21 protein-coding genes are annotated in these 25,847 nt (G+C 68.8%); 6 read left to right on the top strand and 15 right to left on the bottom strand.

Annotated elements, in window-relative coordinates:
• Positions 1-32: 32 nt before the first annotated feature.
• The gene (locus IEZ09_RS33610; protein WP_229813183.1) at positions 33-2,030 is read right to left on the bottom strand and encodes a putative bifunctional diguanylate cyclase/phosphodiesterase; all 1,998 of its coding nucleotides are present in this window, start codon (positions 2,028-2,030) and stop codon (positions 33-35) included.
• A gap of 218 nt (positions 2,031-2,248) precedes the next feature.
• The gene (locus tag IEZ09_RS33605; RefSeq protein WP_189257837.1) at positions 2,249-3,073 is read right to left on the bottom strand and encodes an SAM-dependent methyltransferase; all 825 of its coding nucleotides are present in this window, start codon (positions 3,071-3,073) and stop codon (positions 2,249-2,251) included.
• 172 nt (positions 3,074-3,245) lie between these two features.
• On the opposite strand from IEZ09_RS33605, the gene IEZ09_RS33600 reads away from it, so the two are divergent.
• Together IEZ09_RS33600 and IEZ09_RS33595 are read left to right on the top strand one after the other, a co-directional pair.
• A complete protein-coding gene (locus tag IEZ09_RS33600) occupies positions 3,246-4,559 on the top strand; it encodes a cytochrome P450 (RefSeq protein ID WP_189257836.1) in 1,314 nt (437 codons plus the stop codon).
• 16 nt (positions 4,560-4,575) lie between these two features.
• Complete coding sequence (locus IEZ09_RS33595; RefSeq protein WP_189257835.1) at positions 4,576-5,571, top strand: alpha/beta hydrolase; 996 nt, start codon at positions 4,576-4,578, stop codon at positions 5,569-5,571.
• On the opposite strand, the gene IEZ09_RS33590 is transcribed toward IEZ09_RS33595, so the two are convergent.
• Both IEZ09_RS33590 and IEZ09_RS33585 read right to left on the bottom strand, forming a co-directional pair.
• On the bottom strand, positions 5,568-7,649 hold the full coding sequence (locus IEZ09_RS33590; protein WP_189257834.1) for a putative bifunctional diguanylate cyclase/phosphodiesterase: 2,082 nt from the start codon (positions 7,647-7,649) through the stop codon (positions 5,568-5,570). The two genes, IEZ09_RS33595 and IEZ09_RS33590, sit on opposite strands and share 4 nt — an antisense overlap.
• Before the next feature lie 102 nt (positions 7,650-7,751).
• The gene (locus IEZ09_RS33585) at positions 7,752-8,570 is read right to left on the bottom strand and encodes an SAM-dependent methyltransferase (RefSeq protein WP_189257833.1); all 819 of its coding nucleotides are present in this window, start codon (positions 8,568-8,570) and stop codon (positions 7,752-7,754) included.
• 177 nt (positions 8,571-8,747) lie between these two features.
• On the opposite strand from IEZ09_RS33585, the gene IEZ09_RS33580 reads away from it, so the two are divergent.
• From IEZ09_RS33580 to IEZ09_RS33570, 3 genes are read left to right on the top strand one after another with little or no spacing between them, the layout of a single operon-like run.
• A complete protein-coding gene (locus IEZ09_RS33580; RefSeq protein ID WP_189257832.1) occupies positions 8,748-10,043 on the top strand; it encodes a cytochrome P450 in 1,296 nt (431 codons plus the stop codon).
• A gap of 17 nt (positions 10,044-10,060) precedes the next feature.
• Positions 10,061-11,050 (top strand): alpha/beta hydrolase, encoded by a 990-nt coding sequence (locus IEZ09_RS33575; RefSeq protein ID WP_189257831.1) that lies wholly within the window; start codon positions 10,061-10,063, stop codon positions 11,048-11,050.
• Between the two features lie 13 nt (positions 11,051-11,063).
• Positions 11,064-11,381: an MGMT family protein gene (locus IEZ09_RS33570; protein ID WP_189257830.1), complete on the top strand. Its 318-nt coding sequence runs from the start codon at positions 11,064-11,066 to the stop codon at positions 11,379-11,381.
• 9 nt (positions 11,382-11,390) lie between these two features.
• Here IEZ09_RS33570 and IEZ09_RS33565 read toward each other — a convergent pair whose 3' ends face one another.
• From IEZ09_RS33565 to IEZ09_RS33515, 11 genes are all read right to left on the bottom strand, one after another.
• Positions 11,391-12,032 (bottom strand): sirohydrochlorin chelatase, encoded by a 642-nt coding sequence (locus IEZ09_RS33565; protein WP_189257829.1) that lies wholly within the window; start codon positions 12,030-12,032, stop codon positions 11,391-11,393.
• On the bottom strand, positions 12,029-13,123 hold the full coding sequence (locus IEZ09_RS33560) for a uroporphyrinogen-III synthase (protein ID WP_189257828.1): 1,095 nt from the start codon (positions 13,121-13,123) through the stop codon (positions 12,029-12,031). The genes IEZ09_RS33565 and IEZ09_RS33560 overlap by 4 nt, the downstream gene beginning before the upstream one ends.
• Positions 13,120-13,434 (bottom strand): nitrite reductase small subunit NirD, encoded by a 315-nt coding sequence (gene nirD, locus IEZ09_RS33555; RefSeq protein WP_189257827.1) that lies wholly within the window; start codon positions 13,432-13,434, stop codon positions 13,120-13,122. Before nirD ends, IEZ09_RS33560 begins: the two co-directional genes overlap by 4 nt.
• The gene (gene nirB / locus IEZ09_RS33550) at positions 13,431-15,887 is read right to left on the bottom strand and encodes a nitrite reductase large subunit NirB (RefSeq protein WP_189257826.1); all 2,457 of its coding nucleotides are present in this window, start codon (positions 15,885-15,887) and stop codon (positions 13,431-13,433) included. Before nirB ends, nirD begins: the two co-directional genes overlap by 4 nt.
• Before the next feature lie 114 nt (positions 15,888-16,001).
• Positions 16,002-17,306, bottom strand: coding sequence for an MFS transporter (locus IEZ09_RS33545; RefSeq protein WP_189257825.1), 1,305 nt, complete (start codon positions 17,304-17,306; stop codon positions 16,002-16,004).
• Positions 17,307-17,403: 97 nt separating this feature from the next.
• Entirely contained in the window at positions 17,404-18,819 is a 1,416-nt protein-coding gene (locus tag IEZ09_RS33540) for an FAD-dependent oxidoreductase (protein ID WP_189257824.1), read from the bottom strand.
• Entirely contained in the window at positions 18,804-20,735 is a 1,932-nt protein-coding gene (locus tag IEZ09_RS33535) for a molybdopterin oxidoreductase family protein (RefSeq protein ID WP_189257883.1), read from the bottom strand. The genes IEZ09_RS33540 and IEZ09_RS33535 overlap by 16 nt, the downstream gene beginning before the upstream one ends.
• A gap of 105 nt (positions 20,736-20,840) precedes the next feature.
• Entirely contained in the window at positions 20,841-21,638 is a 798-nt protein-coding gene (locus IEZ09_RS33530) for a TIGR02569 family protein (protein WP_189257823.1), read from the bottom strand.
• A gap of 133 nt (positions 21,639-21,771) precedes the next feature.
• Positions 21,772-22,944, bottom strand: coding sequence for an adenylyltransferase/sulfurtransferase MoeZ (gene moeZ / locus IEZ09_RS33525; RefSeq protein ID WP_189257822.1), 1,173 nt, complete (start codon positions 22,942-22,944; stop codon positions 21,772-21,774).
• Positions 22,945-23,027: 83 nt separating this feature from the next.
• Complete coding sequence (locus IEZ09_RS33520; protein ID WP_229813182.1) at positions 23,028-24,017, bottom strand: DUF3152 domain-containing protein; 990 nt, start codon at positions 24,015-24,017, stop codon at positions 23,028-23,030.
• A gap of 40 nt (positions 24,018-24,057) precedes the next feature.
• Positions 24,058-25,011 (bottom strand): alpha/beta fold hydrolase, encoded by a 954-nt coding sequence (locus tag IEZ09_RS33515; RefSeq protein WP_229813181.1) that lies wholly within the window; start codon positions 25,009-25,011, stop codon positions 24,058-24,060.
• Positions 25,012-25,137: 126 nt separating this feature from the next.
• Between IEZ09_RS33515 and IEZ09_RS33510 the strand changes: the two genes are divergently transcribed.
• Entirely contained in the window at positions 25,138-25,767 is a 630-nt protein-coding gene (locus tag IEZ09_RS33510; protein ID WP_189257821.1) for a TetR/AcrR family transcriptional regulator, read from the top strand.
• Positions 25,768-25,847 lie beyond the last annotated feature (80 nt).

Raw genomic sequence — 25,847 nt, 5'->3', positions numbered from 1 at the left:
GGTGGCCGGACGTGCACCCCGACGCCGTCCGGTCACCGGGGCTCCAGCTCTTCCAGGAACTGCCCAGGCGGGCACGCCACCCCGAAGTGGTCGCCGGTCGCGAAGTCCGCGCCCGCCTCACGCCACCACAGGGCCTGCTCGGCGCTGCCGACCCCGTCGACCGCGACCGTCACGCCCGCCTTGCGCACCAACGGGATCAGCGCCGTGACGTAAGGCGACCGGCGCTCGACCAGACCGCGCGCCACGCGCACCGACTTCACCGGCAGCTCCAGCACCGTGGCGGGATCCAGCGGTCCGAGCCCGAAGTCGTCGACCCCGACGTGAACGCCGAGCCCCGCGAGCACTCCCAGGTTGTCGGCGGCGTCGGACTCCGGCAGCACACCGGCCGGCATGCTGACCGCCAGCTCGTGCATCTTCAGCCCGGTCTCGCCGAGCACCCGCACCACGCGCTCGACCAGGTCCGCGTCGGACGACTGGTGCGCGGTGAGCCGCACGACCAGCGCGTGGCCGAACTGCCCGCGCTGCCGCCACCACGCCGACTGCCCGCTCGCGACCCGCAGCAGCCACTCGCCGAGCGGCAGGATCAACCCGGTCGCCTCGGCCAGCGCCGCGCACCGGTCGTGGTTCAGCGCCTCGGCATCCTGGCGGTCCCAGTGCAACGCCGCCTCGACACCGCTCACCTCACCGTCGGACAGCCGCACGATCGGGCGGTACCGCACGGTGATCTCACCGTTCTCCCACGCACCTGGCATCGTCACGGCCACCGCGTGGGCGCGGCGCTCCTCCGCGTCCTGCCCGGCGTGGAACACCTCCCACTGGCCACGTCTGCGCACCTTGGCTCTTCGCAACGCCGTGTCCGCCGCGCGCAGCAGGTCGACCGGCTCGGCACCGCTCTCCGGCCGGTGCACGACTCCCGCGCTCACCGACACCGCCAGCCCGTGACCGTCCACATAGGTCGGTTCGAGCAGGTCGTCGTTGATCCGCTTCATGATCGAGCCGATGCTCGGCGTGGTCGCCGTGTTCTCCACGAGCACGCCGAACTCGTCGCCGCCGAACCGGGCGATCATGGCCTTCTCGCCAGCCAGCAACAGCCTGAGGCGCTGCGTCACGTGCTGCAGCAGCCGTTCGGCGACCCGGCCGCCGAGGCTGTTCGACACCATCCCGAACGCGTCGAGGTCGAGGTGGAAGATCGTGATGCCGTGCAGGGGATCGGCCTTGCGCAGCGCGATCTCCAGCCGTGTGGTGAAGAACTGGCGGTTCGGCAGTCCGGTCAGCGCGTCGTGCAACGACTGGCGCTTGAGCTCGTTCTGCAGCAGCTCCAGCTCGGTGCCGTCCTGGGCCACGACGACGAAATGGCTCGGTTCGCCGTCCGCGCCACGCAACAGCGACACCGTCAACGACAGCCGCGCGACCTCACCGTCCTTGCGCAGCATCCGTTGCGACTGCCGGATCCGCTCCGCGGTGCCGCGTACGAGGTCGTCCATCGCCTGCTGCAGCATCTCGGTGAAGCCGGGCGCGATGAGGTCGCTCAGCTGCGCACCGACGAGCTCCTCCTGGGTTCGCCCGAGGATGTCGCCGATCGCCGCGTTCGTCCTGAGCAGCCGCCCGTCGAGGTCGACCATCAGCACGCCATCGCTGGACGACGTGACGACCTCGTTGTACCGGGCCTCGCTCTCCTTGAGGTTCCAGTTGGCGTCGCGCACGGCCTTGAGCAACGACCGCTGCATGCCCTCCTGCTGCAACAGCACGGACTCGGTGTTGGCGTCGGCGAATCCGACCCCGAGCGCGCCGATCGCTTGCGCGACCCGGACCGCGTACCGCTCGACCGGCCGGAACTCCGGCAGTGCGAGCAGTCCCTTGCCGAGGACCTCCGCTGAGCAGCGCAGCCCGTGCTTGCCGAGGTATCCCAGTCCCGAAAGATCCGCGCCGACGCGCTCGATCGGAGCGCTGGCGAACGGTTCCTGGTGCAGCATCTCGCACAACTCGTCGAGCAGGCCGCTCAGCTTCCCGTCGAGATCTTCCCGGCCCATTGGAATCGCCGATGTGCCGTGCAGTCGATACGACCATTTCCGCGCGAGCGTCAGCCGCGCCCGGACATTGTCCTCGGGTGACGGCGTGCTGTCTGGTATTCGACTCGGGTTGGGCATTGACGCTGCCTCACATGGGCTCAGATTGCCCGGCAGTTTACCCACTCGCGGTGGGTTCCTTTTGCACCGACCGCGTGAATCCGCGTCGCTCGAAGGAGTTTCTACGGCTTACGAGCTACCCCGGCGTACGCGAGCCTGTTCACCCCCGGATCGGAGGAGATGTCGCCAGGCCCGGAAGTTCGCCATTCCGCGTATCTGACAAGTCCCGGCCCGACCAGCACGAAATCACCGAAAAAGGCGGCGATCTCGTCCCGGCTGCGCGGACAGGCCTGGTCTCCGCCTTGCTGGTTCACCCGTTCGACCGCGGCCGTGATCAGTTCGTCGCCATGGTCGTCGGCGTAGTGCGTGATCGCCAGGTAGCTCCCGCTGGGCATCGCGTCGCGGTAGCGCTTCAGCAGACTCGACAGACTCCACGGCTCGGCCTCTGCCGGCACCCAGTGCAGCATGAACAGCATCAGCAGGCCGATCGGCTGGTCGAAGTCGAGCAGCCGGCGCACTTCGGCGCTGTTCAGGATGCTGTCCGGATCACGCAGGTCGGCCTGCAGCACGCCGGCGCGGTCGTTGCCCGCGAGGATCAGTTCACTGTGCGCGACAGCGACGGGATCGCGGTCGACGTACATGACCCGGCACTCGGGGTCCAGCTCCTGCACGACCTCGTGCACGTTGCCCACGGTCGGGATGCCCGAGCCGATGTCCAGGAACTGGCGCACCCCCTCGTCGACCATGAACCTCACCGCACGACCGAGGAATGCCCGGTTGACCCTGGCCACGCTGCGCACGTGCGGCATCACCTGCTCGACCCGGTCGCCCAACTGGCGGTCCACCGCGAAGTTGTGCGCGCCCCCGAGCAGGTAGTCGTAGAACCGTGCCGCGCTCGGGACGGAGACGTCCACGCTCTGTGGAACCCAGTTCTGTTCGGTGGGCACGACGATCACCTCTTCGGATTGAGAACACACGAGCTTAGTCAGGCACCAAGTCCACACGACTAGACCGCCGGCGTGAACGCGCGTCACCCGATCGGGCACTGTCACTCTCGACCAAACGACTCCTATGGTTGTCCATCTCTTTCCGCCTCTTTCCGCCTCGCGAGGAGTGCTGATGTCCGCTCCGATGGCACCCGGCAGGCTGCCATTTCTCGGGCACACCCTGCCAATATTGCGGAAAAAATTCGAGTTCACCACGAATTTGCGGGCTCAGGGCGATCTCGTCGAAGTCCATCTGGGGCCGATGCGAACTTTTTTCGTGACCAGCCCCCAGCTGATGCACCAGGTGCTGGTCACCGATGCGCCGAAGTTCCACAAAGGGCGAATATTCGACAAGCTCCGCCCGATCCTCGGCGACGGGGTCGCGATGTCGAACGGAGCCTTCCACCTGCGACAGCGCCGAATGCTGCAGCCGGCGTTCCGCCGCGACCGGATCGCGGGCTACGCGAACACCATGGCCCGCGCGACGCGGGACCTGATGGAGGAGTGGAGTCCCGGCGAGGTGCGCCAGGTCGAGCTGGACATGCAGGGCCTCGCCGTCACGATCGTCGGCGAGGCGCTGTTCTCCACCGAGATCGGCAAACGAGCGATCGACGAGGCCCGCCGGTCTGTCTTCCTGGTCATCAAGCACGGGGTCGTGCGCGCTCTCTCACCGGGATTCGTGGAGAAGCTGCCCATCCCGGCCAACCGCGAGTTCGACGCGGCCATCGCCCGGCTGGGCGCGATCGTGCGCGAGGTCATCGTCGGCTGGCGTGCCGACGGAGCCGATCACGGCGACGTGCTGTCGATGCTGCTGCTGGCCAGGGACGCCGAGACCGGTGAGCCGATGACCGACCAGCAGGTTTTCGACGAGGTCATGACACTGCTGTTCGCGGGGATCGAGACCACCGCGCTGGCACTGGCGTGGATCTTCCACGAGATCGCCGCGAACCCCGGGATCGAACAGCGGGTGCTGACCGAGATCGACGAGGTGCTGGCCGGACGGCCGGTGACGTTCGACGACGTGCCGAAGCTGACGTACCTCGGGCAGGTCGCGAACGAGGTGCTGCGGAAGTACCCGCTCTGGCTGTTCATGCGCCGCACCGTCGAGGAGGTCGACCTCGGGGGCGTCCTCCTGCAGCCCGGCACCGAGGTGCTCCTCAGCCCGCACGCGATGCACCACAACCCCGAACACTTCCAGGATCCCGACCGCTTCGACCCGGACCGCTGGACCCCCGACCGCGTCCGGCAGCTGCCGAAGGGCGCGTTCGTCCCGTTCGGCGGCGGCGTCCACCAGTGCCTCGGCAACCACTTCGCACTGACCGAGATCGTCATCGTGGTGGCGACCATCTGCGCTCGCCACCGGCTGGTCCCCGTCCAGCCGGTGCGCACCAGGTTCACCAACGCGCTCTACCCCATCGGCCTCCTGATGAAGGCCGTTCCCCGTTAGTTGGAGGTTGTCCCCGATGCGTCTCCGTCGGCTCTGTGCCGCCGTATCGCTCGCATTGCTCGTCTCCGCACCCCCGCCGGCGAACGCGGTCCAGACCAGCTGTCAGGACGTGTACACGCCGGTGCAGTTCGGGCTCACCCAGCAGACCATGTACGGCAGGTTGTGCGTGCCGCACAACGCCACCACGGTCCAGGTCCTCGTTCCAGGGGGCACGTACAACAGCTCGTACTGGGACATCCCGCTCGATCCCGAGACCCGCTCGGCGCGGCTCGCGATGAACAACGCCGGCATCGCCACCATGACGGTGGACCGGATCGGCACCGGCAAGAGCAGCAAACCGCTGAGCGTGCTGGTCACCGTCCCGAGCCAGGCCGAAGCCGTGCACCACGTGATCCAGAGCCTGCGCCCCCGGTTCCAGAAGGTCCTGGTCGGCGGCCACTCCGTCGGCTCGGCTGTCGCGGTCGCCGAGGCGGCCACGTACCACGACGTCGACGGCGTGCTGATCACCGGCCTGGCCAACCAGTGGGACTACCTCAGGGTGGTTCCCGTCGCGGCCAGCCTGATCCCGGTCACGCTCGACCCGCGGCTCGGCAGGCTGGGCCTGGATCCGGGCTACGTGACCACGATGCCGAACACCCGCTACGACTCGTTCCACAAGCCCGGCCCGTTGAACACCGCCGTGATGGACTTCGAAGAGGCCACGAAGGACGTCGCCTCAGCGGGTGAGGCCATCGACCTCATCCTCATGAACAACATCGTGATCCCGTCCAGCAGCGCGATCACCGCACCGGTGATGGCGGTCGAATCGAGCGACGACTTCTTCTGCGGCACCCCACCGCTTGGTGCCGACTGCTCGTCGGCCGAGGCGCTGATCGCGTCCGAGCGGCCCTTCTTCCCGCGGGCGCCGCGAATGGACGCGTTCATCCTCAGCGGCTACGGCCACTGCTTCAACTACTCGACCGACTCGTCCGGCTACCACGCGGCCGTCACCGCGTGGCAGCGCAGCCTCTAAAGGCTCTTCAGGAACTCTCCCGCATCGAGCGGGACACCGAAGTGGGCGCCGATCGCGAGGTCGGCGCCCGCTTCCGTCCACCACTTGGCCTGGTCGGCGTTCTCGACGCCGTCCACGCAGATGTTCACGCCCAGCTCGTGCACGGCCGGGATCAACGCGGCGGAACGGGGATCCTGGCGTCGCACCAGATCGTTCGGCACGCACACGGACACGATCGGCAGCTCCGAGAGCCAGGCCAGATCCCGCGGCCCGAGGCCGAAGTCCTCGAGCGCGATCGTCACTCCCCTGGCCGCGAGCGTGCCCAGGTTGTCCGCCGCGTCGGCCACGCCGAGCACGCCGACCGGCATGCACAACGTCAAGCGCTCGTGCGGCATCCCGGTCTCGTCGACGACCTTCGCCACCCGTGACACGAGGTCCGCGTCGGTCGCCTGGTGGCGCGTGAGCCGGACGCCGAACTGCGCGTCGAGCTCGCCGCGCTGACGCCACCACTGCGCCTGGCCGGCCGCGATCCGCAGCAGCCACTCGCCCATCGGCAGGATCAGCCCCGTCTGGTCGGCGAGCTCGGCGCACCGGTCCGAGAGATCCCAGTGCAGCACCGCCTCGACGCCTGCCAGCTCACCGGTCGCGAGCACGCGCACAGGCTGGTAGCACACACCGATGTCGCCCTGTTCCCACGCTCCCGGCATCACGACGGCCAGCGCGTGGTCGCGCCTGCGTTCGGTGTCCTGGTTGGCGTGGAACAACTGCCACTGGCCGCGCTGGTCCTTCTTGGCCTGCCGCAACGCGAGGTCCGCCATGCGGAGCAGTTCTACGGGATCGATGTCCGGCGACGGCCGGTGGACCACGCCGGCGCTCACGGAGACCGCCAGCCCGTGTTCGTCCACATAGGTCGGTTCACCGAGGTCGGCGTTGATGGCCGCCATCGTCGTGGCGACGTCCGGCGTGGTGGCGGTGTTCTCCACGACGATGCCGAACTCGTCGCCGTCGAACCGCGCGACCATCGCCTGCTCGTGTGACATCAACGCGCGCAGCCGGCGCGCCACGTGCTGGAGCAGGTGTTCGCCGACGCGGCCGCCCAGGCTGTTGCACACCAGGCCGAACGCGTCGAGGTCGAGGTGGTAGATCGTCACGCCGAACTCGGGATCGGCCCTGCGCAGCACGGTTTCCAGGTGCGTGGTGAAGAACTGCCGGTTCGGCAACCCGGTGAGCACGTCGTGCAGCGACTGCCTGCGCAGTTCTCCTTGCAGCAGCGCCAGTTCCGTGTCGTCGTCGGCCATGACGAGCACATGACTCGGCTTGCCCTCGTCGTCGCGCAGCAGTGACGCCGTGAGCGTCACCTTGGCGAACTCGCCGTCGTCGCGCAGCAGTTGCATCGGTTCGCGTTCGAACTCGTCGCGCTCGGCGAGAACCCGTTCCATCATCTCGCGGAACACCACGATCGACTGCGGCGCGATGAGCTCCACGAGCCTGGTGCCGGGCTCCGGCTGACGGCCGAGGATGTCGCCGATCGAGTCGTTGCCCCAGGCCAGCTTTCCGTCGAGGCCGACGATGAGGACGCCGTTCGTCGACGACGACGCGATGCCCTCGAACTTCGCCTCGCTCTGGCGCTGGTCGCGTTGCGCGTCACGGGCGGCCTTGAGCAGCGAGCGCTGCATGCTCTCCTGCTGGTCCAGGATCACGCGGGCACGCGCGATCGTGAAGCCGCACGTCAACGCGCCGATTCCACCGACGACGCGGACCGGGAGTTGCTCGACCGCGTGGAATTCCTCCAGTGCCAGCAAGCCTTTGCCCAGCACGTCGACGGTGCGCCGGAGTCCGGGCTCGTTGACGTAGCCCAGAGCGACGAGTCGCTCGCCCACCTCCTCGAACGGAGCAGGGTCGAACGGCTCGCTGTGCAGCGACGCGCACAACGCGTCGAGCTGGGCGCTCAGTTCAGCGTCCAGCTCGTCTCTGCTCAGCGCGACGACGATGACGCTGCTGAGCAGGTAGCTCCACTTGCGCGCCAAGGCTTCGCGCGCGCGGACGGCTGCGGAGTCCGACGGTGGAGCGGCATCGGGTCTTCGGCTCGGATTCGTCATTCCCGTTGCCCTGTATGGGTTGGAGAGTGTTCGGCAGTTTACCTACCGGCAGTCGACGCCCGCTGCGCCGACGGAGTGAACCTCCGACACTACAGGGTAGTTTTACCCCTTACGACCGACCCCCGCGTACAGGAACATGTTCATGCCCGCCTCGTCCGCGATGTCGCCGGGCCCGTCCGGCCGCCACTCCCCGCAGCCGACGAGACCGGGCTCGACCAGCTCGAACCCGTCGAACAGCGCGCTGACCTGCGCATGCGTGCGCATGTGCATCTGGTCCGCGCTCTTGCTGCGGTTCACCACCTCGGCGGCCTTGTCCACGCTTTCGTCGATCTGGTCCTTGGCGACGTGCGTCATCGCGATGAAGCTGCCGGCGGGCAACGCGTCGCGGTAGGTGGCTACGAGCTTCTGCGGGTCGTCCTCATCCGGCACCCAGTGCAGCATGAGGAGCATGAGCAGCCCGATCGGCTGGTCGAAGTCCAGCAACCGCCTGACCTCGGAATGCGACAGCACGGCCTCGGGGTCGCGCATGTCGGCCTGCACGATCGCGGCGTTGGAGTTGCCCGACAGCATCAGTTCGCTGTGCGCGACGGCGACCGGGTCCTTGTCGACGTAGACGATGCGCGCGGCCGGGTCGCGGTCCTGCGCGACCTCGTGCACGTTCGCCACGGTCGGGATGCCGGAGCCGATGTCGAGGAACTGGCGAACTCCCTGGTCCATCAGGAAGTTCACCGCGCGGCCGAGGAACCGCCGGTTGAGCCGGGCGACACTCGGCAGTCCGGGAACGAGCTTCTCGATCTGGGAGCCGACCTGCCGGTCTGCGGCGAAGTTGTGGGCGCCGCCGAGGATGTAGTCGTAGACGCGGGCCATGCTGGGCACGTTCGTGTCGATGCCGAGCGGCACCCAGTCCTGGGTCTCTGCCACGGTGCACACCTCTTCGGTTCGTGGCGTTCGGGGAAGACGAACGAGCTTAGTCACCCGAGCGGCTACCGCACTGAACCAACAGAGTGATGAGGAACCACCCGATCAGGCACTGTCGTCCTCCCCCAAACGGCTCCTAGGGTGGTCCGTCCCCATTCGGCCCAACTCCTTGGAGTCTGGATGCCCGTCCCGGTGGCTCCCCGCCGCTGGCCGTTACTCGGGCACACCCCGGCGATGCTCATCCGGCGCGCCGAGTTCACCGACGCGCTGCACGAGCACGGTGACGTGGTGCGCCTGGACCTGGGCCCGCTGCACGCGTACTTCGTCACCAGTCCCGCGCTGACCCACGAGGTGCTCGTCTCCCAGGGGTCGAAGTTCCGCAAGGGCGCGATGTTCGACAAGTTCCAGCCGTACCTGGGCACCGGCCTGCTGCTGTCGAACGGCGAGTTCCACCTGCGCCAGCGCCGGTTGATGCAACCCGCGTTCCATCGGGAACGGATCGAAACCTATGCCTCGACGATGGCTCGTGCCGCTGCTTCGCTGGCTGCGCGGTGGCAACCGGGCGAGATCCGCGTCATCGAGAACGACATGCAGGAGCTCGCGGTCACGATCGTCGGCGAGGCGCTCTTCTCGACCGAGATGGGCCACCGGGCCGTCGAGGAGGTCCGCCGGTCCATCTTCACCGTGATCCAGCAGGGCATGATCCGCGCGCTCTCCCCCTCCTTCGTCGAGAAGCTCCCGATCCCCGGCAACCGCGAGTTCGACGCGGCCATCGCCCGCATGAAAGCCGTTGTGCTGCAAGTCATCGAGAGCTGGCGCGCCGACGGCACCGACCACGGCGACGTCCTCTCGATGCTGCTGTTGGCCGGCATGACCGACCAGCAGACCTACGACGAAGTCCTGACCCTGCTCACCGCGGGCATCGAGACCACCGCGATCGCCCTGGCCTGGGCCCTCTACGAGGTCGGCCGCAACCCGGAGATCGAACACCGCCTGCACGCCGAGGTCGACGCGGTCCTGGGCGGCCGCCCGGTCACCTTCGCCGACGTGGCCTCCCTGACCTACACCGAGCAGGTCGTGCAGGAAACCCTGCGCAGGTACCCGATCTGGTTCGTGATGCGCCGGACGCTGACGGACGTCCAGCTGGGCGACGTCCACCTGCCCGCGGGCGCCGAGGTGATCGTCAGCCCGCACGCCCTGCACCACGACGAGCGGTACTTCCCCGAACCGCGGCGCTTCGACCCCGGCCGCTGGACCCCCGAGTTCGCCGCGAGCCTCCCGCGCGGAGCGTTCATCCCGTTCGGCGGCGGCAACCGCCAGTGCCTCGGCAACACCTTCGCCCACACCGAGATCGTCATCACCCTCGCGACCATCGCGACCCGCTGGCGTCTCGTCCCCACCCGTCCGGCGCGCGTGAAGTTCACGTCCGCCCCGTACCCCCACGGCCTGCTGATGAAGGCCGTCCCCCGCAACTAGTTGGAGGTCGTTCCCCCATGCGTTTCCGCCGGTTGTGCGCCGCGGCTCTGCTCGCCACCGGAACACTGCTCGCCCCCACACCCGCCTCAGCCGCAGTCACGTGCGAGGACGTCTACACGAACGTCAACATCGGCCTGACCCCGCTCGTCCCGTCCCTGGAACGGATGTACGGCCGCCTCTGCGCCCCCCAGGGCGCCAGGACCGTCCAGGTGCTGATCCCCGGCGGCACCTACGACAACTCGTACTGGGACATCGGCTACGACCCGGACACCCGCTCCTACACCCGAGCCCAGAACAAGGCGGGCATCGCCACCCTGGCCGTCGACCGCCTGGGCACCGGCAGGAGCTCCAAGCCTCTGAGCGCCCTGGTCACCGCCTCAACCCAGGCGAGCGCCGTCCACCAGGTGATCAAAACCCTGAAACCGCGCTTCGAGAAGGTGATCGTCGCCGGCCACTCCATCGGCTCCGCGATGGCCATGATCGAGGCGGGCACCTACCACGACGTCGACGGCGTCCTGGTCACCGGCTTCACGCACAAGATGAACTACATCACCGTCGTCCCGGTGCTGGCCAACATGATCCCGGCGGGCCTGGACCTCGGCTACCTGACCACGATGCCGGACACCCGCTACAACGCGTTCCACAAGCCGGGCCCCCTGGTCGACGGCGCCATCTCGTTCGACGAGTCCACCAAGGACGTCTTCGCCGCCACCGAGGCCGTGGACACGATCCTGCTGAACACCGTGATCATCCCGGTCTCCCGCAACATCAACGTCCCCGTCCTCCTGGTCGTCGGCAACGACTTCCACTTCTGCGGCGACGACTTCCCCCTGATGGGCAGTGACTGCTCCTCGCCCGCCGCCCTGAAGGCCGACGAGGGCCAGTTCTTCCCCTCCGTCCCCCGCCTGGACACCTTCATCCTGAACGGCTATGGCCACTCCATCAACTACGCGCCCAACGCCTCCGACTACCACGCCGTTGTGGCCACCTGGTCCAAGTCGATCTGACTAAACTCGGGGGATGGACGAAGAGATCCACGAGCGAGTCCGCGACTTCATCAAGGCCATCCCCCGCGGACGCGTCGCCACCTACGGCGACATCGCAGATCTCGCCAAAGCCCCGTCGCCACGGCTGGTCGGCCGCATCCTCAACGAGGACGGTCACGACCTGCCGTGGCAACGAGTGCTGAAGGCCGACGGCACCTGCGCGCCACACCTCCGCGAGACGCAGCTCCAGCTGCTGCACGAGGAGGGCGTCCCGAACCTGGACGGCAAGGTGAACCTGCGCGAGTACCGCTGGGAAGACGCGCGCAAGGAAGAAGAGCCGGGCCTCTGGTAGGCGAGCACCTCACGCCGACTGGCGCAGCACCGCCCGAGCCGCGTAGTACTTGCGCACCAACGCCTCGACCACAAGGGGATGCGCTCCGATCGGATCGGACACGACGTCCGCGCCGCACTCGGCGAGCGACCCGTGGAACACGCCCGGTGCCAGCAGCCACGAAGCGACGGCCACGCGGCGCCCCCGCACCCCGGCGACGACCTCGGGCACGCGGGGCGTCGCGGTGGCCACGTACCCGACACCGCAGGCGCCGAGCAAGGCCGCAGCCCGCTTGACGTCCGCCAGCGCCCGAACGTCCGACGAACCCGCCGCGGCGAGCACCACTGCGTCGCCGCGGCGGAAACCTGCTTCCCGCAACCGATCCCGCACCGCGGGCACCGCATCCACCCCGAGCGGCGAGGTCAGCACCACGTCCGGCCGATTCCCGATCTGCTCCGGGATGTCGACCCGAACGTGGTAGCCGGCGGCCAGGAACGCCGGCACCACAACGGCCGGACCGTCCACAACCGACCGAACATCGGGCTGCCGCACGTCGGCATAAGCAACCTCGACAGGCACATCCACCTGCGGCCGCACCAGAGCAGCGATCTCTTCGCACACCACGGCTCCACGAGGATCCCGAGTGCCGTGAAACGCCAGTACAAGCTTCATGCGGGCTCCATGGCCAACCGGTAACCACGTTTGACAACCGTGCACACCATCTGCGGCGAGCCGAGAGCGGTCCGCAACCGCCCGATGGCCGTCTCGACGGCGTGCTCCTCACCCCCGGAAGGCAAGGCGGCCAACAGGTCCTGCCGGGACACCACCCGTCCCCGAGCGGCCACCAGCGTCCGCAGAACAGCCATGGGAGCCGGAGCCACCGGCCGCAACTCCCCGTCGATCACGACGGCCTGCGCCCGCATCTCCATGTCCCGCGACGCGATCCGCAACCGAGTGGCCCGAGAAGGCAGCTCCACAGCCAACTCCCGGACCATCGACCCGATCCGGGACCGGGCGGGCTGCACCACGGGAATCCCGGCAGCCACCAACGGCCCTGCGGTGATCGCGCCGACCCCGACCACGAGAACGTTGCGCCGCAACGCCTCCACCAGTTCCGCGTACCGGTCCCCCGCCGTGCGCAGAACCGAGGAGGCCGCGGGCGCGCTGGTGAACGTCAGCGCGTCCACCTGCCCGGCCAGCGTCGCGTCGATCAACCGGTCCAGCGGCCCGATGTCGGCAGGCGGCTCCCAGCGGTACACGGGAATCTCGACGACGTCGGCACCGGCGGCGCGCAGAGTGTTCACGAAGTCCGGCAACGGTTCGCCGTGCAGCTGGACGGCAACGCGTTTGCCGGACACGCCCATGCGGAGCAGGTACTGCAGCAGTTCGGCGTTCGACTCGGACTCCGGCGACCAGGTCTCGACCAGGCCGGCCGCCCGCACCGCGCCCTTGGCCTTCGGGCCGCGCGGCAGCACCACCGCGCCCTCCAGAGCACGGTGCAGGCGGGCGGCCAGTCCCCACCCCTCTGCTGCTTCGAACCACCCGCGGAACCCGATGCCGGTCGTGGCGACCACGACGTCGACCGGTGTCTGGACCAGGCGCGACGTGGCCTGGTGCAGCTCGGCGTCGTCGGGCAGCGGCACGATGCGGATGGCCGGGCCGTGGATGACCGACGCGCCCTTGCGTTCCAGCAGGGCGATGAGTTCGTCGGCGCGACGGGCCGCGGTGACGCCGATGGTGAAGCCCGCCAGCGGTCCGTTCATGGCAGCTCCACGACGCCGTCACGCACTCGCACCGGGTGCACCGCGACCGACACCGACGGTTCGTCGAGGCACTTGCCGGTCGCCAGCTCGAAAGCCTGCTTGTAGACCGGCGACACCACGACGGGAACACCGCCCCGGTCGCCCACGATGCCGCGCGACAGAACGGCGGCACCGCTGAACGGGTCGATGTTGTCCAACGCGTGCAAGGTCCCGTCGGCGGTCAGGAACACCGCCACCTGCGTGCCGTCTGGCAGCAGAGCGGCCACGCCGGTCTCGGGACGCAACAAGTCGAAGTCACAGACGACGGTCACCTGACGACCTCCGGAATGCCGAGCTGGACGGGGACGCGCTGACCACGCTCAGCGCGGAACGAGATCGTGGGGTCGGGCGTGCCGGGCGCGTTCACGAACGACGTGAACCGCGCGAGCTTCTCCGGGTCCTCCAGCACACCCTTCCACTCGTCGGCGTAGTCCTCGACGTGCGCGGCCATCGCGGCTTCCAGCTCGTCGCAGATGCCGAGCTTGTCGTCGACGACGACCTCGCGCAGGTGGTCGAGCCCTCCGTCGAGGCCTTCCAGCCACGCCGAGGTGCGCTGCAGGCGGTCTGCGGTGCGGATGTAGAACATCAGGAACCGGTCGATCACCTTGATCAGCGTCTCGGTGTCCACATCGGACACCAGCAGGTCGGCGTGGCGGGGCGTGAAGCCGCCGTTGCCGCCGACGTAGAGGTTCCAGCCGTTCTCGGTCGCGATCACGCCGAAGTCCTTGCCGCGTGCCTCCGCGCACTCGCGCGCGCAACCGGAGACGGCCGACTTCAGCTTGTGCGGCGACCGCAGGCCGCGGTAGCGCAGCTCCAGCTCGATCGCCAGACCGACCGAGTCCTGCACGCCGTAACGGCACCAGGTCGTGCCGACGCAGGACTTCACCGTGCGCAGCGCCTTGCCGTAGGCGTGACCCGACTCGAAGCCCGCGTCCACCAGCCGGCGCCAGATCTGCGGCAGCTGGTCGACGGTTGCGCCGAACAGGTCGATGCGCTGACCACCGGTGATCTTGGTGTAGAGGCCGAAGTCGCGGGCCACCTCACCGATGACGATCAGCTTCTCCGGCGTGATCTCACCGCCGGGGATGCGCGGCACCACCGAGTACGTGCCGTTGCGCTGCAGGTTCGCCAGGAACCTGTCGTTGGTGTCCTGCAACGAGACCTGCGTCTCGCTCAGGATGTGCCCGTTGTTCAGCGACGCCAGGATCGAGGCCACGGCGGGCTTGCAGATGTCGCAACCACGACCGGTGCCGTGCTTCTCGACCAACGCGGTGAACGTCGTGATGCGCGTCGCCCGGATGATCTCGAACAGCTCGGCGCGCGAGTAGGTGAAGTGCTCGCACAACGCCTTGGACTGCTCGACACCGCAGTCGGTCAGCAGCTTCTTCAGCATCGGCACGCACGAGCCGCAGCCCGTACCGGCCTTGGTGCACGCCTTCAGCTCCGCCACATCGCACGCGACACCGGACTGGATCGCGTCGGTGATCGTCTGCTTGGTGACGGCGTGACACGAGCAGACCTGGGCGTCCGCCGGCATCTCGACGTCGACGGCACCACCGGGCTGCAGCAGCGCCGCCGGAACTTCCTTGCCCACCAACGGCCGCAGCGACGGGTACGCGGAGGCGTCACCGACGAGCACACCGCCCAGCAACGTCTTCGCGTCGTCCGACACGACGAGCTTGCTGTAAGTGCCGGCCACCGCGTTGTTGACGACGACTTCCAGCGCACCCTCAGTGGTGGCGTGCGCGTCACCGAACGACGCCACGTCCACACCGAGCAGCTTCAGCTTCGTGGACAGGTCCGCACCGGGGAACACCTTCGTGCCACCCGAGAGCTGGTCCGCGACGACCTCGGCCATCGCGTAACCGGGAGCCACGAGCCCGTAGGCCACACCTTCGACCGAAGCGCACTCGCCGATCGCGAACACGCGCGGGTCGGCGGTCCGGCAGGCGGCGTCGACCAGGTAACCGCCGCGCGGTCCCAGTTCCAGGCCGAGGTCGAGGTCGGTGCGCGGCCGGATGCCCGCGCTGAACACCACGACATCGAGGTCGAGCTCGACCCCGTTGGCCAGCTTGGCGATCAACCGCGAGCCGTCGCGTTCGATGGAGGAAGCGGAGGTACCGGTGTGCACGGTCAGGTCGAGCTTCTCGACCAGCCGCTTGAGCAGCCCGGCACCGCCCTCGTCGACCTGGATCGGCATCAGCCTCGGTGCCAGCTCCACGACGTGCGGCGAGACGCCCATGCCGCGCAGCGCGTTGGCCGCCTCCAGGCCGAGCAGGCCACCGCCGAGCACCATGCCGGAGTGCCGGCCGGGCCGGTCGGCGGCCTGCACGGTCGCCCGGATGGCGTCCAGGTCGTCGATGGTGCGGTAGACGTGGCAACCGGGCAGGTCACGGCCGGGAACCGGCGGCACGAACGGCACCGAGCCGGTGGCCAGCACGAGCGCGTCGTACTGCACCTCGATGCCGGACGCGCCCGTCACCACACGACGTTCCCTGTCCACCGAGACAGCCTTCTCGCCGAGGCGGAGCTCGCAGCCGGTCAGCGGCGTCAGCTCCAGGTCCGCGGCGTTCCAGGTGTCCACATAGGACGACAGCGCGACTCGATCGTAGGCAGGGCGCGCTTCCTCGCCGAACACCACGATCCGCCAGGACGAGTCGCGGAGGATCTCGACGAGCCTGTGGCCGACCATGCCGTTGCCGATCACGACCAGGGTCTGGGTCATCGGATATCCCTCCTTCCGCCCGGTATGCTCACCGGGCGGCGTGTCATCCCGAGGTCCGCACTATTTCGCGGGTGTTAAAGGAAACTCTCTCCGCAGCTCAGCGCGTTGTGCGCGTCACACTCCGGCGTAGGCCAGCGAGGGTCGCGTCGCGAACACGCTGCGCCGCAGGTAGAACCACCACGTCGTGGCGAGGCAGAGCGCGTAGAAGACGAGGATCGCCGTGAGCGCGGGCGTCAGCGTCTTCGAACCCTCCAGCGAGAACTTGAAGACGAGGTTCACCAGAACGCCACCGGCAGCACCGATCGCACCCGCGATGCCGACGACCGCGGCGGCCTGGCGCTTGGCCGACTTGTCGTCGTCCACCTGCGTCTTGAAGATCGCCGGGATCATCCGGTAGGTCGAGCCGTTGCCGACGCCCGCCAGGATGAACAGCGCGATGAACGAGGCGAAGAACAGCGGGAAGCTCTTCATGTCCACGCTGACCATGACGCCGATCGTGCCGATCCCGAGCCCGACGAACGTGCCGAGCGTCACCTTGGCACCGCCGATCCGGTCGGCCAGCCAGCCACCGGCAGGACGGGCGATCGAGCCGATCAGCGCGCCGAGGAACGCGAGCGCCACCCAGCTCTTGTACTCCACGAAGCTGATCTTGATCAGCGACGGGAACGCGAACGAGTAGCCGATGAACGACCCGAACGTGCCGATGTACAGGAACGACATCACCCAGGTGTGCTGGTTCGACAGCGCCTTCTTGTACGACTGACCGTCCGGCTTGGCCTGCGTGAGGCTGTCCATGAAGAACCACGCGAGCGCCGTGGCGAGGACGATGAACGGCATCCAGATCAGCGCCGCGTAGGCGAGGTGGATCCCGGTGCCGATGGTGATGACGACCGGCACGATCAGCTGGGTGATCGCGACACCGAGGTTGCCGCCGGCCGCGTTCATGCCGAGCGCCAGGCCCTTCTTGCCCTCCGGGTAGAAGAACGAGATGTTCGCCATCGACGACGAGAAGTTGCCGCCGCCGAGGCCCATCGCGGCCGAGGTGAGCAGGAAGAACCAGTACGGCGTGCCCGGCGTGGTCACGGCGTAGGCGAGCATCGCGGTCGGGATCAGCAGCAGGCCCGCGCTGATCGTGGTCCACAGGCGACCGCCGAACTTCGGCACCGCGAAGGTGTACGGCACCCGCAGCACCGCGCCGACCAGGTTCGGCACGATCAGCAGCCAGAACTGCTGGCCGACGGTGAAGTTGAAGCCCACCGAGCCGAGGCTGACGACGACGATGCTCATCAGCACCCAGACGCTGAACCCGAGGTTCTCCGCGAAGATCGACAGCGCGAGGTTCTTGCGCGCGATCTTCTTGCCCTTCGACTCCCAGAACTCGGGGTTCTCGGGTTCCCAGTGCTCGATCCAGCTCCGCATGTAGTTCCTCCTGGGGTCGGCGACTGCCGAAAAAGCTAGGAAGTCCGGATTACCGAGGGGTTCTGGCCGATGACGACGAAGGCAACTCCGCCGCACATCACGCCGAGGCGGGCTGTGAGGCTCCGAGCCAGTCGAGCAGTCCGCACACAGCGTCCTTGCACCCACCACAGCCCGTGGTCGCGCGGGTGGCCTCTGCCAGCTGCGGCAGGGTTTCCGCTCCCGAACGCCAGGCCGACACGATCTGTCCCTTGGAGACGGTGTTGCACCGGCAGATCACCGCGCTGGACGGCAGGTCCGCAGGTGACGCGGCCTCCGCGGGCAACGCACGGCCCAGCAACAACGCCAGCCGGTCGGTCGGCGCGGGGATTCCCCGGTCGTAGAGCTGGGTGATCGTGGCGGCCGCGTCCGGTGCGCCGAGCACGATCGCGCCGGCCACCCGGTCGTCCCGCAGCACGAGCTTGGCGTACCGGCCGCGGGAAGGTTCCTGGAAGCACAGGACTTCCGCGTCCTGGCAGTCCACGTCGGTGTGCACGTCACCCAGCGCGGCGAGATCCACGTCACGCGCCTTCAACCGCGTCACGACGGAAGTGCCGCGATAGCGGGCCGCCGGGTTGGCGCCGGTCAGACGGTCGGCGAGCACCGCGGCCTGGTCCCACGCCGGCTGCACGAGACCGGACACCGTGCCGGGGTGCTGGGCGCAGTCGCCGATCGCGTGGATGCGCGGGTCGCTGGTGCGCAGGGCGTCGTCGACCAGGATTCCGCGGTCGACCTCCAGGCCTGCCTTGACCGCCAACGACGTTTCGGCGCGCACACCCGCGGAGACGACCACGAGCTCGGCGGGCACGTGGGTCCCGTCGTCGAGGATCAGGCCGTCGCCGGGGAGGTACTTGGCGGCCAGCGAGTTCAGCTTGAACTCGATGCCGAGCTGGCCGAGCGTGCGGGCGAGAACGCCGCCCGCACCGGGGTCGAGCTGGCGTTCCATCAGGTGGCCGACCGGGTGGACGACGGTGACGAGGCAGCCGCGTCCGGCGAGGCCACGCGCGGCCTCGATGCCCAGCAGGCCACCGCCGAGGACGACGACGGGCATGCCCTTCTTGGCCTTGGCCTCGATCTCGGCACAGTCGTCGAGAGTCCGGAAGGCGACGACACCCGGTGCCAGCTTGCCGTCCTCGACCAGGCCTTCCGCCGGCGGCACCCAGGGAGTGCTGCCGGTGGCGAGAACCAGTGCGTCATAAGGAATTCCGTCGACCGTGCGCGAAGCCCGGTCGATCTCCGAGATGGTCTGCCCCAGCCGCAGGTCGATGTTGTGCTCGGCCGCCCACCTGTCGTCGTGCAGCCGGGTCGACTCCGGCGTCATGGTTCCGGCGACCACGGTCGAGAGCAGCACGCGGTTGTACGCGGCGTGCGGCTCGGATCCGATGATGGTGATGGAGATGTCCTGGTCACGACGGCGCAGCTCGTCCGCAAGCCGAGCGCCCGCCATGCCGTAGCCAACGATCACGACTCGTCGCATACCTGCTCCAATCGCACCGCGCAGACCTTGAACTCGGGCATCCGGCTCGTGGGATCGAGCGCGGGGTTGGTGAGCAGGTTCGCCCTCCCGTCACCGGGGAAGTGGAACGGCAGGAACACCGCGTCGGCGCGCATGCTCGGCACGCACCGCACGGTCGCCGTCACCCTGCCCCGCCGGGACACGACGTGCGCGGGCTCACCGGAAGCGAGCCCTGCACGCGAAGCCGTGTCCGGGTGCATTTCCACGTACATCTCGGGAACCGCCTTCATCAGTTCGCCGATCCGCCGCGTCTGCGCACCCGACTGGTAGTGCTGCAGGACCCGCCCGGTGGTGGCCTGCAACGGGAACTCCTCGTCCGGCGGTTCCGCCGGACCCTTGTGGTCGACCGGGACGAACCGCGCGAGACCGTCCGGATGCGCGAACCGGTCGAGGAAAAGCCTTGGCGTGCCTGGATGATCGACGGACGGCACCGGCCAGTGCAGCTGCTCGGCGTCGAGCCGCTCGTAGGTGACGCCGGAGTAGTCGGAAGGGCCGCCGGCGGACGCCCGGCGCAGCTCCTCGAAGACTTCCTTCGGCTCGGTCAGGAACTTCTCCGCGCAGCCGAGGCGCGCGGCCAGCCCGTGGATGAGGTGCAGGTCGCTGCGCACCCCGGCGGGCGGGTCGAGTGCCTTGCGGCGCCTGATGATCCGGCCTTCGAGGTTGGTCATCGTGCCGTCCTCCTCCGCCCACTGCGTGACGGGGAACACGACGTCGGCCATCGCGGCGGTCTCGGACATCACGAAGTCCGCCACCACCAACAGGTCCAGGGCCTTCAGACGTTCCGCTACACCGGACGCCCGCGGTGCCGAGACCACCGGGTTGCTGCCGAACACCAGCATCGCCTTGAGGTCGTCGGCGTTCAGCAGCTCGTACGCGCTGCGGCCAACACCGGGCAGCCAGTCGACGCCCCAGACGTCCATGATGTGCTTGCGCGCCACGGGATCGTCGAGCTTGCGGTAACCGGGCAGCTGGTCGGCCTTCTGCCCGTGCTCGCGGCCGCCCTGGCCGTTGCCCTGCCCGGTCAGGCAGCCGTAGCCGGAGCCGACGCGGCCCGGCAGACCCAGCGCCAGCGCGAGGTTGATCCACGCCGACACGGTGTCGGTGCCGGACGCGTGCTGCTCGGTGCCGCGGCCCGTGAGGATGTACGACCGCCCGGCCAGCATGTGCACGGCAGCGCGCTGGTCAGCGGCCGAGACACCCGTGACGCGTTCGGTGTGCTCGGGCCACCACTGCGCGGCGATGCGCCAGGCGTCGTCGAAACCGCTGGTGCGCGAGGAGATGTACTCCTTGTCGACCACGCCTTCGATGACCGCGGTGTGCAGCAGTCCCAGCGCCAGCGCGAGGTCCGTGCCCGGCGCGGGCTGCAGGTGCAGCGTCGCGCGCTCGGCGGTGGCGGTGCGGCGCGGGTCGATGACGATCAGCCGCGCGCCCTCCAGGTGGCGCAGGAACGGCGGCATGGTCTCGGCCGGGTTCGAGCCCGCCAGCAGCACGGTGTCGGCAGTCTTGAGATCGCTCAGCGGGAACGGCATGCCGCGGTCCAGCCCGAACGCCTTGTTGCCCGCCGCGGCGGCCGAGGACATGCAGAACCGGCCGTTGTAGTCGATCTGCGAGGTCTTCAGCGCGACCCGCGCGAACTTGCCGAGCAGGTACGCCTTCTCGTTGGTGAGCCCGCCGCCGCCGAACACGGCGATCTCGTCGGGCTCGAACTCCTTGATCCGGGAGGCGACGAAGTCCAGCGCCTCGTCCCAGGAGGCGGGCCGGCCGTGGATCAGCGGCGTGGTGAGGCGGCCTGGATGGCGCAGCAACTCCCCCGCCGTCCAGCCCTTCTGGCACAGCCCACCGGGACCAGGGGCCACCTGGCCGTCGATGACGCTCATGGAGCACTGCAGCGCGCAGTAGGGGCAATGGGTCACCTGGCTGACGCTAAGAAGCGCGCGTTAACCCGATGCTCCGCAATGTTTCGAACGTGGAAAGTTGTCAGCTCAGAGCAGTGCGGTGACTTGGTGAGCAGCTCGTTCCAAGCCCGAAAACGACTGTGACGTTGACAACGGGTGCAAAGCGTGCACTGCCAACCGGAACAGGGTCGCGCGCACCAGAACCTGCGGCCATTCGGCGAGGTGGGCCCACCGCTTGAACAGGCCGGGGTCCGCGCCACCCCACGCGACGGCGTCCACCGCGATCACGGCGGCGGCCCACTCGGCGGGGCGCCAGTACGCGGTGAAGTCGATGACGGCGGGCGGGGCGTTGCCCGCGAACAGCACGTTGCCGAAGAGGTCGCCGTGCACGACCTGCGACCGCAGGTTGAGCGGCTTCTGCGTCTCCTTCAGCAGGTCGAACAGCCTGCCGCCGAGATCGGCCTCCAGCGGCACGTCCTCCTCGCCCCAGGCCTTGCGGTCGGCGACGGCGAACACGTCCGTCCTGGCGTCGAGGAAGCGGGGCTTGGGCAGCTCGGCCGTGGCCTGGTGCAGGCGCTGGGCGACGGCGATGACCTCGTCGTGACGTGCCTCGGCACGACCGGCGAGGAACTTGGTGGCGGACCAGCCGCCCACGACGTACCGGCCGTCGGTGGATCTGAGCGGTCTGCCGATGCGCAGGTTCGGCACGTCCAGGCCGTCGAGGGTCTTGGCGATCCAGGTGGCCTCGGCCGGCTTCGGCGCGGGCCGGATCGTGGCATCGCCACAGCGCCACGCGGGGCCGCCGTCGATGAGCTCCGGTTCGGCGTCACGTGCCCCGAACGCCGCACGCACGTGCGCTGGGGGCGGTTCGGGGCTGCGGGTCACGGTCCGGCACGCTACCTGGCTAGACCGTCCGGGTGGTGGAAGGCGACACGCCGTGATTCATCCCACCACCCGAACAGCCCAGTCGTTCATGAGTGCTTTCGGGCACCGAAGCGCCCGAAAGCAGTCACCGGGGTTAGTACGTCGGCAGGCTGGGGTCGACCTCGCGCGCCCACGCCAGCACGCCACCACCGACGTGGACGGCGTCCTTGAAGCCCGCCTTGTGCAGCGCCGCGAGGGCCTCCGCCGACCGGGCGCCGGACTTGCAGTGCAGCACCAGCGGCTTGTCCTGCGGCAGCTCGGACAGCGCCTCACCCGAGAGGATCTTGTCCTTCGGGATCAGCACCGAGCCGGGGATCTTCACGATCTCGTACTCGTGCGGCTCGCGGACGTCCACCAGCAGGAAGTCCTCACCGGACTCCTGCTTGTGCTTGAGCTCGAGCGGCGTGATCGTGTTGCCCGCCGCCGCCTGCTGCGCGTCCGTGGAGACGACACCGCAGAACGCCTCGTAGTCGATCAGCTCGGTGATCTTCGGCGAGTCCGGGTCCTTGCGGATCTTGATCGTCCGGTACGTCATCTCCAGCGCGTCGTAGACCATCAGGCGGCCCAGCAGCGGGTCACCGATACCGGTGAGCAGCTTGATCGCCTCGGTGACCATGATCGACCCGATGGACGCGCACAGCACGCCCAGCACGCCGCCCTCCGCGCAGGAGGGAACCATGCCGGGAGGCGGCGGCTCCGGGTAGAGGTCGCGGTAGTTGAGGCCCTGGCCGTTCGGGGCGTCCTCCCAGAAGACGCTGACCTGGCCCTCGAACCGGAAGATCGAACCCCAGACGTACGGCTTGCCCAGCAGCACCGCGGCGTCGTTCACCAGGTACCGCGTGGCGAAGTTGTCGGTGCCGTCGAGGATCAGGTCGTAGTCGCGGAAGATCTCCAGCGCGTTCTCGGAGTTGAGGTGCGTCTGGTGCAGCACGACCTTGACGAACGGGTTGATCTCCGCGACGGAGTCGCGGGCGGACTCGGCCTTCGGGCGGCCGACGTCGGACTGGCCGTGGATCACCTGGCGCTGCAGGTTCGACTCGTCCACGACGTCGAAGTCGACGACGCCGAGCGTGCCGACCCCGGCCGCGGCCAGGTACAGCAGTGCCGGGCTGCCCAGGCCGCCCGCGCCGACGACGAGGACCTTCGCGTTCTTCAGCCGCTTCTGCCCGTCCACCCCGACGTCCGGGATGATCAGGTGCCGGCTGTACCGCGCGACTTCTTCCTTGGTCAGCTCCGCGGCTGGCTCAACGAGCGGCGGAAGCGCCATTTGCTCCTCCTCGACGGACTGCATGCCTCTGTATCCGAGACAACGTCAACCTTGCCTGGACTCTTCCTCGTTGGAAAGCCGTCTCAGCCAGCGGGAAACGCGTTCGGCGTGCACACCTTGCCGTCGGCGGGAACCACGTCCTGGCCCGCGTTGAGCTGCGACACGAAGTTGTTCGCGACGCCGAACGTCTGCTGCATCATGACCGGCGCCGGCGCGCCGTTCTCCTGACAGGCCGCGTGGCCGCTGCCGAGCGCGTGCCCGACCTCGTGGTTGATCACGTAGGTCCGGTATCCGGCGAGGTCGGGGCCGTAGACCATGGCACCGCGCACCCACCGGGCGACGTTGATGATCACGCGCTTGCTCGCGGGGTTCCAGCAGGAGGTCTCGAACGGGATCTCCTTGCCGCAGAGCGTGTGCGTCGTCTTCGTGCTGGTCAGGCTGACGATGAAGTCGGGGTTCTGGTTCGCCTCCACCCGCTGCAACGCGACCTGCTTCGTGCCGATCCAGCTGCGCGGGTCCGACAGGATCCCCTCGACGGTCCGCGCGAACGCGGCCTCGTCGTTGTTGTAGTCGGCGGGCTTCACACCGTCCTCGACGGCGATCGCGTACTTGCGGAACTTCGGCGCGTTCGCCTCACCGACCCGCGCGCCGCTGCCGGGGATCACCCGCCACGTGCCGACGCCGTCCTCCGAGAACGCCGGCCCTGGGGGCAGTTCGGCGGTGGGGACGTCGAGCTTGGGCTTCTGCGCCTGCACCTCGGACGCGGGAGCCTCCGGCGTGGTGGTGGCCACGTCGGTGGGGTTGCCCGCGCTGCCACCGGCGGCGGGCGACTTGGGCTGCACGGTGTCGAGCACCACGAGCGCCGTCAGCACGACGAGCACGGGGATCGCGTAGATCCGCCACCCGTAGTTGGCGACGAGCTTCTTCACCCCGCGCTTGCGCGGCCGCCGGTGCTGCGCCGTGCCCTCGGGCTCCCAGGCGGCCGCAAGCGGTTCCGCGCTGGTCCGGCGCGCGCCACGGCGATAGCGGTCAGCAGGCGGATCAGTACGTCCTCGCTCGGGGGCGCGATTCACGTTGCCCAGGGTCCCACATCCCCCGTATGGCCGTTGTTCATCACCATGTGTGTCGGTCGACCGCCTCCCACATGCCCAGCACGGCCCTGGCCACGGTGGCGGGCCGTTCCATCTGGGCGACGTGCCCGGTCTTCGGCAACACGAGCAGTCGCCCCTTGGGCAGCAGCCGGGCCGTGCGCGGCCCCTTCCGCACGCTCACGAGCCTGTCGTTCTCGCCCCACACGACCAGCGTGGGCGCCTTGACCAGCGGCAACAGCCTCCACAGCGACTTCGGCCCCGGTATCAGCCAGCTCTGCATCAACCCCAGCGTGCTGCGGTTGAGCGCCTGCCCCGCCCACTTCTGCCGGGCGCGCTCCTCGTTCTCCTTGATCGACTCCTCGATGCGGTGGTCGGGCACCACGCTCGGGTCGGCGAAGCACAGCTCGAGCATCTGCCTGGTGCGGTCGTGCGCGGTGAGCTTGGCGAGCTCACGGCGCACCTTGGCCCCGATGATCGGCAGCACGGCGAGCGCCATCCGCGGATCCGACATCCGGTCCAGCCGGGGCCGCAGATCCGGCACGGCCGGGCTCACCAGCGTCAGCGTCCTGACCAGATCAGGCCTGGTCGCGGCCACGATGACGGAGATCGCACCCCCCATCGAGTTGCCGAAGAGGTGCACGGGCTCGTCGAACGTCTCCAAATACTTGATCACCGTGCGCGCGTGCGTGGCGAGGCTGAAGTCGTACCCAGGAATCGGCTCCGATCGCCCGAACCCGGGCAGGTCGATCGAGTACCCGCTGACGTGGTCGCGCAGCTGGGCGGCGAGGTCCGTCCAGTTGGTCGCGGACCCACCCAGCCCGTGCACGAACACGGCGGGCGGCCCGTCCCCCTTGGTGACCCTGACGTGCACCTCGTGCCCTTCGACCTGGTGGAATTCGCCGGGCCACGGTGTCTGCGTCGTGTCCAGCGGCGGCAGTTCGACGGTGGACAGCGGTGCGGGAATCAGGGCGCTCACCAGACCAGGATGCGGGAAAGAAGCAGGAGATGGTTCCCGGATCTGGGCTACTAGCGAGTAAGGTTGCGCTCACGCCGCGGTCAGGCAACCCCTCTCCGACGGCAGATGACTCGTGCTGGAGGCACCATGACGGAGACGGCGCAGAGCGCACCCGCAGGCAGGGGCGTTCGACTGCCGCGCACCGCCCGCCGCGCGCAACTGCTGGCAGCGGCACAGGACGTGTTCGTCGCCAACGGCTACCACGCCGCGGCGATGGACGAGATCGCCGAACGAGCGGGCGTGTCCAAGCCGGTGCTCTACCAGCACTTCCCCGGCAAGCTCGAGCTCTACATGGCCCTGCTCGAGTCCCATGTGGACGAGCTGGTCGGCCGAGTTCGCACCGCCATCGGCTCGACGACGGACAACAAGCTGCGCGTGCGTGCCGCCGTGGCCGCCTTCTACGACTTCGTGGACGGCGAGGGCCAGGCCTTCCGCATGGTGTTCGAGTCCGACCTGCGCTCCGAGCCCGCCGTCCAGGAAGCCGTCGAGCGCGCGACCACCGACTCCGTCGACGCGATCACCGAGACCATCACCGCCGACGCGGGCCTGGACCCGGAACGAGCACGCCTGCTGGCCGTGGGCCTCGTCGGGCTTTCCCAGGTCACGGCCCGTTCCTGGCTGGCCGACAACCGCCGCGTGCCCAAGGAGGAGGCGGTCGCCCTGATCTCCAACCTGGCGTGGCGGGGTATCGGCGGCGGCTTCCCGCTCCAGCACTGAGGTCGATGAAGGGCTCCTTCCTCCACGTCAGGGGTGGATTCGAGGGGTCGTCGCAACACAGGTGATCAACTGGCTTGGGC

Origin of the sequence: Lentzea flava, assembly GCF_014648475.1 — a bacterium.
Lineage (GTDB): Bacteria > Actinomycetota > Actinomycetes > Mycobacteriales > Pseudonocardiaceae > Lentzea > Lentzea flava.
Note: the sequence above shows the minus strand (reverse complement) of the source record. Positions and strands in the feature narration are given on the sequence as shown.